This is a genomic window from Cupriavidus sp. GW821-FHT07C08 (assembly GCF_059419025.1).
In genome coordinates, this window is record NZ_JBWKQZ010000001.1 from 1 (window position 1) to 12,730 (window position 12,730).

The following is a 12,730-nucleotide window of genomic DNA, read 5'->3' on the forward strand; positions in this document are numbered from 1 at the left end:
AGCTGTTCCTGTGCGGCATCGCCGGGCAATACCGCGGTGATGGCGAAGACGATGGCCGAGACGGCCAGCAATGAGATCAGCGCCAGTCCGACGCGCCGCGCCAGCAGACGCAAGATGAACAGGTTCATGGTGTCTCTCCTTTCCAGTCCGGATCAGGCGGCAAGCCAGATACGGAACCTCTGGATGTCGCGCCGGCTGGCGCCATGGCGCAGGGCGGCTATGACCCGCGTGGATTCGGCAGGGCCGATGAGGCCGTCAAGCGGCTTCTTGTCTGACATGGCAATAGCTCCTGGGGGGGCCGGAGTTCGGGGGATCGCGAAAGTGAAAGCGCACGACCATGCGGCTGGGCAAGCTCTTGCTTTCGCAGCACCGGCGCGCAATGTGTCATCCCCTGCCATTGAAGCATGTGGGACCGATGGCTTTGTGGGGTATTGCAGGCCGTGGCAGTAAAACCTGCGGTTTCGCGAGGGCGGTTTGGCATTGCCTGCCATGCGCACTGCGTACGTGCATGTGCACCGCAACAATCCTCGGGATTACCCTAGGCATGGCACTGCGTCGGTGCACCGTCCGACGCAGCAAATTTTTCCTATCCGGGCCTTGCCTGTTCATCGCATCATCAGGGCTCTCTGGCTTCGTCCGGCGCTGACACTTACTGCAATGAACTCCGCGCAGCTTCCAGCCATCCGCGTGATGGCACAGTCCGATCTGCCCGTCGCGCTTTCGCTTTCCGAAGATGTACGCTGGCCGCATCGCCCCAGCGACTGGAAGCGGCTGTTCCAGATGGGCGAGGGCCGCGTCGCCGAAGTCGGCGGCGCGGTTGTCGGTGTCGGCATGCGCTGGCTATGGGACGAGCGCGGCGCATCGGTCGGACTGCTTATCGTCGCCCCGGCCTTCCGCGAGCGGGGCATTGGCAGCGTGTTGCTGGAGGCGCTGTGTGCCGGCCTGGAAGGCCGCACGGTGCTGCTTCACGCCCCCGGGAAGCTGCATCGCTTCTACGCGCGCATGGGGTTCGAGCGCATCGGCGAGGTGCATCAATACGAGGGTAAAGCGTTGCCGGCACCGTTGATGGCGCTGCCTGAAGGCTGCCGCCTGCGGCCTGGCGGGCGCAATGACCTGCAACTTCTGGTCGAGATGGAGCAGGGGGCCCGCGGTGTTGCACGGCCGTCCCTGATCCAGGCCTGGCTGCGCCAGTCGATCGGCACAGTGGTGATCGATCACGCCGACGGGCCCCGCGGCTTCGCGATCCTGCGGCGCTTTGGCCGCGGCGCGATGGTCGGCCCCGTGGTCGCACCCTGCGCGATGTCGGCCAAGGCCATGATCGCGCACCTGGCCGGCCTGGTGACCGGGCGCGTGCTGCGCCTGGACGTCCACGCCGATGGCGAACTCGAGGACTGGCTCGGCTGCCTTGGGCTGGCGCACGTCGCTGACGCGACGGTGCTGGCCCGCGGCACCCCGGCTTCGCCAACGGCACCATTTCTTCCCTTTGCGCTGGCCGACAAGGCCCTCGGATAAAAACAATGCATCAAGACACGACATTTCTGTACAAGGCGGATCCCGTGCGCGGCCGGGACTGGGCCAAGGTCTTTGCGCGCGAGGCGCCTGGCATCGATTTCCGCATCTGGCCTGATATCGGGGATCCCGACAAGGTCCGCTACCTGGCAGCCTGGGAGGCGCCGGACCGCATCGCAGAGCGGTTCCCGAACCTGCAGGTACTCTTTTCGACCGGAGCCGGCATCGACCAGTTCGACCTGAACGCGCTGCCTGCGCACGTACCGCTGGTGCGGATGATCGAGCCCGGCATCGTCGATGGGATGGTGGAGTACGTTGTGTTCTCGGTCCTTGCGCTGCATCGCGACATGCCGGCGTACCGGCGGCAGCAGGCGCAGGAAGCCTGGAGGCCCCTGCAGGTGCGCGCGGCACACGAGTGCCGCGTCGGCGTGCTTGGTCTGGGCTCGCTGGGCCAGGCCGTGCTGGAGCGGCTGCGGCTGTTCGGGTTCGACTGTGCCGGCTGGGCAAGGTCGCCGCACAGCCTGGAAGAGGTGCAGTGCTATGCCGGCCCGCAGACCCTGGACGCGTTCCTGGCCCGCACCGATATCCTGGTTTGCCTGCTGCCATTGACGGATGAAACAAGTGGAGTATTGAGCGCTCGCGTGTTTGACGCCCTGCCACATGGGGCAGGGCTGGTGCATGTCGGGCGCGGGCAGCACCTGAACGATGCCGACCTGCTGGGCGCGCTGGATGCGGGGCAGATCGGCGAGGCCATTCTCGACGTCACGCACCCCGAGCCGCTGCCTGCCGGCCACCCGTTGTGGCGCCACCCCAGGGTATGGCTCACGCCCCATATTGCCAGCATGACGCAGCCGGGCACCGCGGCGCGGGTCGTGCTCGACAATCTGCGCCGCCTGCAGCGCGGCGAGCCCCTGATCGGGCTGGTGGACCGTGCGAAAGGGTACTGAAAGGCGATGCGAAACCTCACTTTCCGGGCGTGCCCCGATTGCCCCCGCTGAACCATGCGGGGACAATGTGATCCAGTCATTCCAGTCTTGAAAGCCCATGTCCGCCCCCATCAAACTCGACCGACTCGACCTCCGCATCCTTGCCCAGCTGCAAAAGAACGGCCGCATGACAAACGTGGACCTCGCCGATGCAGTGGGTCTTTCTGCAAGCCCGTGCCTGATTCGCGTCAAGCGGCTGGAGCAGGCCGGCTATATCGGCGGATACAGCGCCCAGATCCGGATGGACAAGCTGGGCGATATTCTCACGGTGTTCACCGAGATCACGCTGGAGGACCACCATCGCGAGGACTTTGCGCGCTTCGAGAAGGCAGTGTGCGCGGTGGACGAGATCGTCGAATGCCACCTTGTCAGCGGCGGCTATGACTACCTGCTCAAGTTCATCACCCGTGGGGTCAACCACTACCAGGAACTGATGGAAAGCCTGCTGGAGCGCAATATCGGGATCGAGAAGTACTTCAGCTTCATCGTGATCAAGTCGCCTTTCATCAAGACGCACTATCCGATCGAACGCCTGTTTCCATCGGCAACCTGAGCCCTGGGCATTGGCGGGCTGCGGCCCATATCGGCGGGGAGCGGGGCACTTGCCGTCTGGAACTGCCGGGGCGTCATGCCGCAGACGCTCTTCAGGCAGCGCGTCAGGTGGCTCTGGTCATAGAAGCCGCACTCGTGCGCCGTCAGCGCCGGAGAGTGGCCGTGCCTGAGCAACCACTGTGCGTGCCGGACGCGCTTCAGGCTGATGTAGCGGTGCGGCGTCATTCCCACCGTCTGCCGGAACACGGTCACGAAGCGCCCGACGCTGAGCTGGACGAGCTCGGCAAGCAGCGGCAGCGGCAGCGGTTCGCTTAGGTGCTGGTGAATATAGGCGAGCGCGGCGCCCAGGCGGGGATGAGCGTGGCCGTCCGCCGTGGGGCCGGCGATCTGCGGTTGAGAGGATGCAACGGTCGTACTCATGCTATCGAGCATAAGTGCAACGTTGCCGTGCCTCACGCCGATCTTGCCACTCCGGCCCACATCGAATTGCGAACTGCGCTGTCGAGAACGCAGAATCTGCGGTACGGGTGCAGCCGAGCTGATATGGACCATGGCGGGCACGGCCGTTCAAGTGTCGCATCGCGGACTTGACATGGCCCCCGGGAATGCCAGGAGGGGGCGTGCGAGAGCGTGCAAATGTTGGGAGGCCCCAAGCGAGGTGTACCAGGTCGAAGCAATGCTACGCCACGGCGGCGGCACCATGTCAACAACGCTTCGATTTTTGGGCTACGCGGAATGAACGGAATCGCCCATTACGTGGCGAGCAAGCACGCGGTTGTCGGTCTCACAGTGGCCGTCACAAAGGAGTATGCCGGCCAGGGTATCCGCATCAACGCGGTGTGCCCAGGTGCGACGCAGACGCCAAACTACATGCGCTCGACCAATGGCGATGTGCATCTGCTTGACGACATGATTCCGATGCAGCGGATCGGTCAGCCGCAAATGCCTCACGCGGCGTCCGGCGCCAGCGCCATTAGCGGCGCCATGCATGGGCTGGCCGCCGCCAGCGCGCGCTGTTCGTCGAGGATGTCCTGCAGGATGGCATGCGTCGTATCCGGGTTGGCCAGCACCACGCGGAAAACGGCAATCGGGCGGCCACCCCACTGTGTCGACATCAACTGCGTGCGCGATACGAACGAGCGGCCGGCATCTCGCTGCATTTCCTGAATGCTGATGGTCAGCGCATCCAGCGCGTCCAGGATCTTCTCGCGCCTGTCGGCCGAAGCCGTTGCCAGCGCGGCACGCACAGTCCCGGGCACATGGCGATAGGTCAGGATGCAAAGCTGCGGGTGGCTATCGAGCTCGAAATCCGGCTGCTGCGCAATCAGGGATGCAAAGTATTGAGCGTTATCGATGCTACGATCGATCAACTGCGCCAACCCCTTGCGACCGAGCAGATGAAGGTTCGCATAGAGCATGACTGCCGCCGCGCCGCGCGATCCTTCGAGCGTATGGCGCCCCAGGTCCACCGAGCCCTTGCGCACGATGTAGTTCGCATGCTGGATGATTTCCTGCGTCCACGCCGGGCTCCGGAACAGCACCATGCCGGCACCCATCGGCACGTAGAACTGTTTGTGCGCATCGATGACGACGGAATCGGCACGCTCGATGCCCGCGAAGCGCCAGCGCTCGCGCTCCGACAGCAGTGTTGCGCCGCCCCATGCGGCATCCACGTGGAAATGGCAGCCGGCCTCATGAGCAACATCCGCAATCGCGTCTAGCGGATCGACCGCGCCCGTCTCCGTCGTCCCCGCTATGCCGACGATCGCCATCGGCCGGATATTGCGCTGCTGCAGGTCACGCAGGGTGTCGCGCAGCAAGTCGATGCGCATGCGACCGTCTGCATCGACCCCGACCGGCACGAGATTGTCGCGCCCGATGCCAAGGACATCGGCTGCCTTTCGCAACGAGTAGTGCCCGCGCTCCGAGACGACGATCGCAAGCCCGTCATGGCCGTAATGGCGCAGCGCAGCCACCAGTCCGGCGCGATGGATGCCGGCGAAGCCATCACGCGCGCCCAGCAACTTGTTGCGGCTCGCCCATAGCGCGGTGAGGTTGGCGACCGTGCCGCCAGAACAGATCGCGCCGAGCGCGTGGTCGGCATCGTGCAGCCATCTCGCATAGAACGCGCTGTCCTGGGCAAACACCAGCTTGTGCAGCATGCCGACGACCTGGCGCTCGAGTCCTGTCAGCGCGCCCGACGTCTCGAGCTTCACAACGTTCTGGTTCAGCGCTGCCACCACCTTGGCCAGCGAGGGCATGAACGACGGCAGCGACGACGTCATGTGTCCGACGAAAGTAGGCGATGCCACGGGCATCACGTGCCGAAACACGTCGTTGAGCAAATGATCGGCATGCGCTTGCGGCGATGTCGGAGTCTCGGGCAGTTCAACCGACGCGAACACCGCCTCGCGTGTGGCGCACGCGCCAATCGGATCAAAACGCGCGCCCGCAAAGAAATCCGCCGGATGCTCGGCGATCAATCGCTCGAGCGATTCGAATGCACCCAGATCCGCGTCGAACCAGCGCAAGGGGCAGTCGTCGCCACCGTCCGTGCTTTGTGAGGTCTCTTCGCGAGAGATGTCCGGCTTCATTTTCATTACCCAGTTCAATCCCGTAGCGCCATGGTGCGCCGGGCATTATGCCGGATCGGACGGATGCGGATTGGCCGAGGGCCCCGACCGGCACCTTTGACGACGTCGCCGCTGCCCGATGACGGCCATCAATCGCCTTCTCTATTGGGCGCCCTGCGGAGCGGTCAGCACCAGCACCAAATACCAGTTGGTCTGTGGAGATGATCGCATGCCTCAAAGGGGTGAGTATCCGTTGATGGATGCCGAGCGCCCCTCGCTGTCACTCCGATTGCTCCAGCAGCCGGGACAGTACGGCTAGCTGCGCCAAGCGCGCTCGAGCAACTGACAGTGGCACGCATAAAAGCCACGCTCTTTATTACTTATGGAAATATGTGTGGGGCTTTCTCCCGGCACGCCCCGTGTCGGGTATCACCGCAAGAATATGCTTAGCCTATCCCGCCAGTTGTGCAGTTCGGCTGCGCGGAAGGACTGGAACTTGCCGCAAAGTGCCAGAACGAGATCCGATTGCGAGGTCTCAAGCAGGGTGGCGGCTTCCGACAACCTCAGCCCACTGACCTGAATGCGGTGGGTGATGTCTTTCACGATGTTTGCCTTCAGCGGGATCTCTTCGGCGTCGGCGAAGCCAAGCTGCGCATAGACATTGCTGGTTCCATACTCGAAGCAAAACATGTGATCTCCTTTCATTCACTAGACAACAACCCCTTTCTGCATGTGCGTGATGGTGGCTGAGGGCGCGATTATTCAGCGAAGATAATGTCAACACAATCTCGGGGAAATACTGAGGCCAGTGCTGCATGGCTCCCGGCCGGGAGCCATCCCCGGCCTTCTGGGCCCTTTCTCCCAAGCTGGTCACCGGCGCCGGTACGGCTGCGGATATTGCGCTGATCAATACGCTCGGCCAGATGGGGGACATCGTGAGTCCGGCCGTGGTCGGCCGGATCAAGGATCTCACCGGCAGCACGACTCCGGCCCTGTACCTGATCGGCGGTCTGGGGCTTGTCGCGGCCGCAATCCTGTCGTTCTGCATGCCGGCTCGGCCGTGCGTCAAGGAAGGAAACGATCCGCCGCGCTAGTCGCGCTCGAAGTCTTCATCGCGGCGACGTCTACCTGGTCGCGAGTTTGGCAAGGCGTCGCACCGTCTCCTCTGAGCGCAGCGAGGCTTCATAGGCCGACCTGCCGATGCCTTCGTTCCATGCACCGCCGGCAATCGCGTCGATGTGCCGCTTCATGGAACGAACAGCGCCAGCGTCGCAACGCCCGATGCTTTCTGCATACTTGTCGATGGCAGCGGGGAGGTCCTCACGGCGAACAAGGTCAGTGAGAAAGCCGATCCGGAGCAATTCCTCGCTTTCGAGCGTCATGGAGGTCAGGAAGATTTTCTTGGTTGCGGTAGGGCCCAGGCGCGAAACGAAGCGCCGCAGCCCCCCTGGATAGTAGTGCAGCCCAAACTTCGCGGCGGGCATGAACAGCTTGCAACCGTGAACGCCAATCCGAAAATCGCAGGCCAGCGCGAGGTCCGTGCCACCACCGTAGGCGCTACCGTTCATCGCGCATAAAGTCGGAAGCTCGAGGGTTTCCAGGGCGTCGATCATGTCTTCGAGCGATCGGTCCAGACGGGTGCCGATCTGGCTCAGTGTATAGCCTGAACAGAAGGTCTTCTCGCCTTCGCCCGTCAGCACGAGCAGCCGCAAGGTCGGGTCCCGCCTCACTTGTTCCACGAGCCGCAGCAGGACCCCGATATCGTCAGGGTCAAGCCGGTTGTGCTCGGCAGGGCGTCGCAGTGTGATCGTCGCCGTCGCGCCGGCGATTTGAAGGGCAGGCTGTGTGGATGTCATGGCTTGATTTCATCGATTGCGTGGCCATGCTGCAGGATGACGCCTTCGCGCGCCAGGGCTTCCAGGTCAGACGTGATGAACCCATGCTCCCGCAGGACGTCGAACGTGTGCTCGCCGAGCAAGGGCGGCGCGCGGCGAATGGATTCCCCGTGGCGGCCGTCGAAGGCGATCGGGCTGCCGACCTGCCGGATGGAACCCAGCTCTGCATGCTGGACTTGCTCCACAAGTCGGGAGTGAATGACCTGTTCGTCAGCGAAGACATCCGCGACGTTGTAGATCGGGCCAGCCGGAATATCCGCCTCCAGCAGTCGTTGCGTCCACTCGTTGCGGCCGTGCGCCTTCAGCCTGGCCTCGATGATCTCCTTGAGCTCGGCACGCCGCTCAATCCGCGCTGCATTCGTCGCGTAGCGCGGATCATCGACCAGGTCCCGGAGCCCAACCACTTCGCAGAGGCGCTTCCACATCTCGGCTGTCGCCGGCGCGATGTTCAATGGCCCATCCGCGGTCTGGAACACGCCGTATGGTGCAATCACAGGGTGCGTATTCCCGGCAAGACTGGGAATCTCCCCAAGACTCAGGTAACGCTGGGCCTGGACGCTCATGAGTCCGACCAGTCCTGCCAGCAGTGATGTCTCCACCCGGCGACCGCGCCCGGTTGCATGGCGCTGCGCTATGGCAGCCAGGATGCCGATGGCACACCACATGCCGGCAGTCTGGTCGCCGATCGCCACACCCACCCTGACCGGTCCCGTTTCCGGCATGCCCGTCACGCTCATGAGTCCGGAGTATCCCTGGGCAATCTGGTCGAACCCGGGGCGTTGACTCGCTGGTCCCGTACGGCCGAAGCCGGTGACGCTCGCATAGATAAGCCGGGGGTTCGCTTCGGCAAGCGCTTCGTAGCCAAGACCCATGGATTCCATGGCGCCGGCTCGGAAGTTCTCCACGATCACGTCGTACTGGCCGGCGAGTTCGCGCAGCAGGCCAAGCGCGCGAGGATCGCGGAAGTTGACGGCGATGCCGCGCTTGTTGCGGTTGCCGCTCAGGTAGTAAGCGCTGGTGCCGCGGTCGAAAGGCCCCCAGTGGCGGATCATGTCCCCGCCCGCGGGCTCGACCTTGATCACGTCGGCGCCCAGGTCGCCCAGGACCATCGTGCAGAACGGGCCCGCAAGCGCCCTGGTGAGATCCAGGACACGAATCCCCGAAAGCGGCGAGGAAGTTGGGTCGGTCATGCTTTCTCCCCTTGTAAGATCGCATGCCTCACTCTATATTGCATACAACGGAAATGCAACCGTTATCCAAAAGAGGAGACACATGCGCAAGCCCAACATTCTTTTCGTCATGGCCGATCAACTCTCGGCACCGGTGTTGCCATTCCACGGCAACACCGCCGTGAAGGCGCCGCACCTCGAGGCGCTCGCCGCACGCTCGGCGGTTTTTGACAACGCCTACTGCAACTTCCCCTTGTGCGCACCCGCCAGGTTCTCGCTGCTTGCCGGCCAGTTCGCCACGCGCATCGGCGCGTTCGACAACGCGTGTGAGTTCCAGGCCGCCACGCCCACGCTGCCTTATTACCTCGCGCAGCAGGGCTACAAGACCATCCTCGGCGGGAAGATGCATTTCGTGGGGCCTGACCAGAAGCATGGCTTCCAGGAGCGCCTTACCACCGACATCTACCCGGCGGACTTCGGCTGGGCGGCGGACTGGGCGGAGGGCGAGTTCAGCTTCTATTCACCCGGGCACAACCTGAGCACTGTGGATGAGAGCGGCTCTTGCTTCCGCAGCCTGCAACTCGATTACGACGAGGAGGTCGAGGCGAAGGCGATCCAGCGCCTGTACGACCTTGCGAGGGAAGACGAGCAACCGTTTTTCATGTGCGTTTCCTATACGCACCCCCATCCGCCGTATCACATACTTCCCGAGTACCTGGATCGTTACTCGCCGGAGGAGATCAACCTGCCTCTCGTCGGTGACATGCCGATGGAGGCGCGCGACAAGCTCAGCCAGTGGGTGCAGTATTCCCACGGGTTGGACAAGCAGGGGGCGACCGACGAACAAGTGCGGCGTGCGCGCCACGCCTACTATGCGATGGTGAGCTACGTCGACGACAAAGTGGGCCGCCTGCTGGAGACGCTTAAGCGCGCGGGCTTCGAGGACAACACCATCGTCGTGTTCACTTCCGACCACGGTGACATGCTGGGCGAACGCGGCATGTGGTTCAAGCGGGTGTTCTTTGACTGGTCGGCCAAGGTGCCGCTGCTCGTCTATGACCCGCGCAAGCCTAACGCCCGGCGCATCGCGGAGCCGGTTTCTCACGTGGACCTGCTGCCCACATTGCTGGATCTTGCGATGGATGGCAACACACCGGCATGGGTCGAGCCGATCGACGGACGCAGCCTCGCGCCGCTGGTCGCAACGGGCGATGACAACAGCGAGGCGGAAGCGTTCGTCGAGTACACCGCCGAGGGTGTCACCGGTCCATGCTGCATGCTGCGACGTGGCCGATACAAGTACGTGTACACCCATGGCCATCCAGACCTGCTTTTCGACATGGAGGCCGATCCGAGCGAGCTGGTGAACATCGCGCAAGAGCAGCCGCAGGTGCTTGCCGAGCTCAAGGCACGCGTGCTCTCCCGCTGGGATCCCGCTGCCATCACGCAGCAGGTGCTTGCCAGCCAGGCGCGCCGCAAGTTCATCAACTCGCTGCCCGAGGGCATCCAGCCCACCTGGGACTTTCAGGCGGGCACGGACGACACGCGCCGGTTTGTGCGCCGGGGTAGCGCTCGTGTGATCAAGGTAAAAAAGCGCTGGCCGGCTGTGGCGCCTGTCGCCAAGTGAAAGGAGCCCGATGATGACTCAGAACAAGCTCACGGCGGACGTCGATCCGCACCGTCTGGCTCGCGCGATAAGCGGCTACAACCTGATTGGCGGCGAGCTGGTGGAGGCCCGTTCGGGCAACAGGTTCCCGGTAACCAACCCTGCAACCGGACGCGAGATCGGGCACGCGGCGCAAAGCGACGCAAGCGACGTCGATCGCGCAGCAAGCGCAGCGGCCCGGGCGCAGCCCGCTTGGGCTGCGATGTCCGCTCGCAAGCGTGGCACCCTGCTGGCCGACTGCTCGCGCCTGATTGCCGAGCACGTGGAGGAGCTGGGGCGGCTGGTGGCGCTCGAGACCGGCAAGGCACTGCGCACCGAGAGCCGGGTCGAAGCCTCCGTCGTTGCCGACGCCTTGCAGTTCTACGGCGGCCTGGCTTCCGAACTCAAGGGTGAAACCGTGCCGTTCAGCCCGGACATGCTGACACTCACGCAGCGCGAACCAATTGGGGTGGTGGGCGTCATCATTCCCTGGAATGCCCCCATGATGCTCATGGCGCTGAAGATCGCCCCGGCGCTGGTGGCCGGCAACACGGTCGTGGTGAAATCGGCGGAAGAGGCGCCACTGGCGGTCCTGAGGCTGTGCCAGATCCTCAACCAGGCGCTGCCAACCGGGGTGCTGAACATCGTCTCAGGCTTCGGCCCCGAATGCGGGGCGCCCCTGGTCGCGCATCCCGCCGTCGGCAAGGTGACGTTCACCGGCTCCGTCGAGACCGGGAGAATCGTGGCGCGCACGGCCGGGGAGAAGCTCATCCCCGTCACGCTGGAACTTGGCGGCAAGAGTCCGATGATCGTGATGGACGACGCCGACATCGCGAAGGCCGTCGCCGGCGCGGTGAGCGGCATGCGCTTCACCCGCCAGGGACAGAGCTGCACGGCCGCCAGCCGCATTTTCGTGCACGACAAGGTGCACGATGAGTTCGTCGCATTGCTCAAGGCGCGCGTTGACGCGTTGAAGATGGGGGATCCGTTGGACGAAGCGACGGATATCGGCACGGTGATCTCGCGCACCCAGCTCGACAAGGTTCTCGGCTATATCGAAAGCGGTCGGTCCGAACCGCATTCGCGCGCGCTCGAATGCTCCCAATTGCCCGCAGACGAGTCCCTTCGGCAAGGTCTGTTCGTCCGGCCGGTCATCTTTACCGGCCTGGACAACGCATCGCGGCTGGCGCGCGAAGAAATCTTCGGACCCGTGACGTGCGTGATCCGCTTCTCGACTTACGAAGAAGCCGTGGCGCAAGCCAACGACAGCGACTATGGACTGGCTGCAACCATCTGGACGCAGAACCTGAAGACCGCGCTGGATGCCACCCGGCGCCTGCAGGCAGGCTTCGTGCAGGTGAATCAGAACATCGTGGTCCAGCCTGGACTGTCCTACGGGGGCGTGAAGCAATCCGGCCTTGGCCGCGAGGCGTCGCTGGAGGCAATGCTGGACCACTTCACGCACAAGAAGACCGTGATCTTCAATATGAACTAAGTGACGCTCGTTACGAGGAGACAAAAATGGCTGTGATCGGTTTCATCGGGTTGGGCAATATGGGATTTCCCATGGCGTGCCGACTGAAGGAGGCAGGGCATGAGGTTCGCTGCTTCGATCTCAACGCAGGCTCGATGGCGCGCGCCCTGGATGCGGGCCTCGGGCCGCGGGCTTCGGTCGAGGAAACGGTATCCGGGGCGGAGGTCGTCGTCACCATGCTGCCCAGCGGCCGGCACGTGCTGGACGTGCTCACGGCGGACACCCTGCCGCTCGCACCTGGAGCGCTTGTGATCGATTGCTCGACGATCGATGTCGCGTCCTGCGCCGCTTTCCACGAAGCGCTGCAGAAGAAGGGGCTGGTCACGCTTGACGCTCCGGTTTCCGGCGGCGTAAGCGGCGCGGCGGCGGGGACGCTCACGTTCATGGTTGGCGGTACGGAATCAGCCTTCGCGCGTGCGCTCGAACTGCTGCGCGCGATGGGCAAGAATATCTTCCATGCGGGCGCGGCCGGCGCAGGCCAGGCGGCGAAGATCTGCAACAACATGCTGGCAGGCATTTCCATGGTGGCCGTCTCCGAGGCCCTGCATCTGGCCAAGCGGCTGGGGCTGGATCCAAAGAGGTTCCACGAAATTGCCTCGACGTCGTCGGGCCAATGCTGGGCGCTCACGAGCTATGCGCCTGAGCCCGGCCTGGTGGCGTCCGCGCCGGCCAATCGTGGGTACGAAGGCGGATTCGCTTCCGAGCTGATGTTGAAGGACTTGCGCCTGGCGGAGCAGGCTGCAGTTGCCAGCCAGTCGCCAGCATTGCTAGGCGCGGCGGCCGCCTCAGTCTACGCCATGCATTGTGCCGCCGGGCGTGGCCGGCTCGACTTTTCCTCCATCATCAAGATGCTCGGCGCATAGGCTG

Annotated in this window: 12 protein-coding genes and 3 pseudogenes; 8 read left to right on the forward strand and 7 right to left on the reverse strand. The window is 63.9% G+C overall.

The annotated features are described in order from the left end of the window. Together AC07UK_RS00005 and AC07UK_RS00010 are read right to left on the reverse strand one after the other, a co-directional pair. Positions 1-128 (reverse strand): annotated as a pseudogene (locus AC07UK_RS00005) (ABC transporter permease); the annotation flags it as partial. A gap of 24 nt (positions 129-152) precedes the next feature. After that, positions 153-278: a hypothetical protein gene (locus AC07UK_RS00010; RefSeq protein WP_269148712.1), complete on the reverse strand. Its 126-nt coding sequence runs from the start codon at positions 276-278 to the stop codon at positions 153-155. A 196-nt stretch (positions 279-474) separates the two neighbouring features. Here AC07UK_RS00010 and AC07UK_RS00015 point away from each other — a divergent pair, with 196 nt between their 5' ends. The 3 genes from AC07UK_RS00015 to AC07UK_RS00025 all read left to right on the forward strand — a co-directional run bounded on the left by AC07UK_RS00015 (position 475) and on the right by AC07UK_RS00025 (position 3,048). Next, a complete protein-coding gene (locus AC07UK_RS00015; protein ID WP_494688091.1) occupies positions 475-1,512 on the forward strand; it encodes a GNAT family N-acetyltransferase in 1,038 nt (345 codons plus the stop codon). 5 nt (positions 1,513-1,517) lie between these two features. Next, positions 1,518-2,456, forward strand: coding sequence for a 2-hydroxyacid dehydrogenase (locus AC07UK_RS00020; RefSeq protein ID WP_436221707.1), 939 nt, complete (start codon positions 1,518-1,520; stop codon positions 2,454-2,456). Between the two features lie 97 nt (positions 2,457-2,553). Next, entirely contained in the window at positions 2,554-3,048 is a 495-nt protein-coding gene (locus tag AC07UK_RS00025; protein WP_013956719.1) for an Lrp/AsnC family transcriptional regulator, read from the forward strand. Here the strand turns inward: AC07UK_RS00025 and AC07UK_RS00030 are convergent. Beyond that, positions 3,012-3,599, reverse strand: coding sequence for a helix-turn-helix domain-containing protein (locus tag AC07UK_RS00030; RefSeq protein ID WP_494688090.1), 588 nt, complete (start codon positions 3,597-3,599; stop codon positions 3,012-3,014). The genes AC07UK_RS00025 and AC07UK_RS00030 overlap by 37 nt on opposite strands. Positions 3,600-3,782: 183 nt before the next feature. Between AC07UK_RS00030 and AC07UK_RS00035 the strand changes: the two are divergent. Continuing rightward, positions 3,783-3,929, forward strand: a pseudogene (locus tag AC07UK_RS00035) (SDR family NAD(P)-dependent oxidoreductase); the annotation flags it as partial. A gap of 65 nt (positions 3,930-3,994) precedes the next feature. Here AC07UK_RS00035 and panP read toward each other — a convergent pair. Further along, positions 3,995-5,647 (reverse strand): pyridoxal-dependent aspartate 1-decarboxylase PanP, encoded by a 1,653-nt coding sequence (panP, locus tag AC07UK_RS00040; protein ID WP_494688089.1) that lies wholly within the window; start codon positions 5,645-5,647, stop codon positions 3,995-3,997. A gap of 402 nt (positions 5,648-6,049) precedes the next feature. Continuing rightward, complete coding sequence (locus AC07UK_RS00045; RefSeq protein WP_494688088.1) at positions 6,050-6,310, reverse strand: XRE family transcriptional regulator; 261 nt, start codon at positions 6,308-6,310, stop codon at positions 6,050-6,052. Between the two features lie 149 nt (positions 6,311-6,459). On the opposite strand from AC07UK_RS00045, the pseudogene AC07UK_RS00050 reads away from it, so the two are divergent. Next, positions 6,460-6,714: pseudogene (locus AC07UK_RS00050) on the forward strand (MFS transporter); the annotation flags it as partial. 30 nt (positions 6,715-6,744) lie between these two features. Here AC07UK_RS00050 and AC07UK_RS00055 read toward each other — a convergent pair. Further along, on the reverse strand, positions 6,745-7,476 hold the full coding sequence (locus AC07UK_RS00055; RefSeq protein WP_494688087.1) for an enoyl-CoA hydratase/isomerase family protein: 732 nt from the start codon (positions 7,474-7,476) through the stop codon (positions 6,745-6,747). Beyond that, a complete protein-coding gene (locus tag AC07UK_RS00060; RefSeq protein WP_494688086.1) occupies positions 7,473-8,705 on the reverse strand; it encodes a CaiB/BaiF CoA transferase family protein in 1,233 nt (410 codons plus the stop codon). Before AC07UK_RS00060 ends, AC07UK_RS00055 begins: the two co-directional genes overlap by 4 nt. An 82-nt stretch (positions 8,706-8,787) precedes the next feature. Between AC07UK_RS00060 and betC the strand changes: the two genes are divergently transcribed. The 3 genes from betC to mmsB are packed head-to-tail and all read left to right on the forward strand — an operon-like array spanning position 8,788 to position 12,726. Beyond that, complete coding sequence (gene betC / locus AC07UK_RS00065) at positions 8,788-10,311, forward strand: choline-sulfatase (RefSeq protein WP_494688085.1); 1,524 nt, start codon at positions 8,788-8,790, stop codon at positions 10,309-10,311. A gap of 10 nt (positions 10,312-10,321) precedes the next feature. Then, positions 10,322-11,824, forward strand: a complete 1,503-nt coding sequence (locus tag AC07UK_RS00070) for an aldehyde dehydrogenase family protein (protein WP_494688084.1) — start codon at positions 10,322-10,324, stop codon at positions 11,822-11,824. Further along, on the forward strand, positions 11,740-12,726 hold the full coding sequence (gene mmsB, locus AC07UK_RS00075) for a 3-hydroxyisobutyrate dehydrogenase (RefSeq protein WP_494688092.1): 987 nt from the start codon (positions 11,740-11,742) through the stop codon (positions 12,724-12,726). The genes AC07UK_RS00070 and mmsB overlap by 85 nt, the downstream gene beginning before the upstream one ends. Positions 12,727-12,730 lie beyond the last annotated feature (4 nt).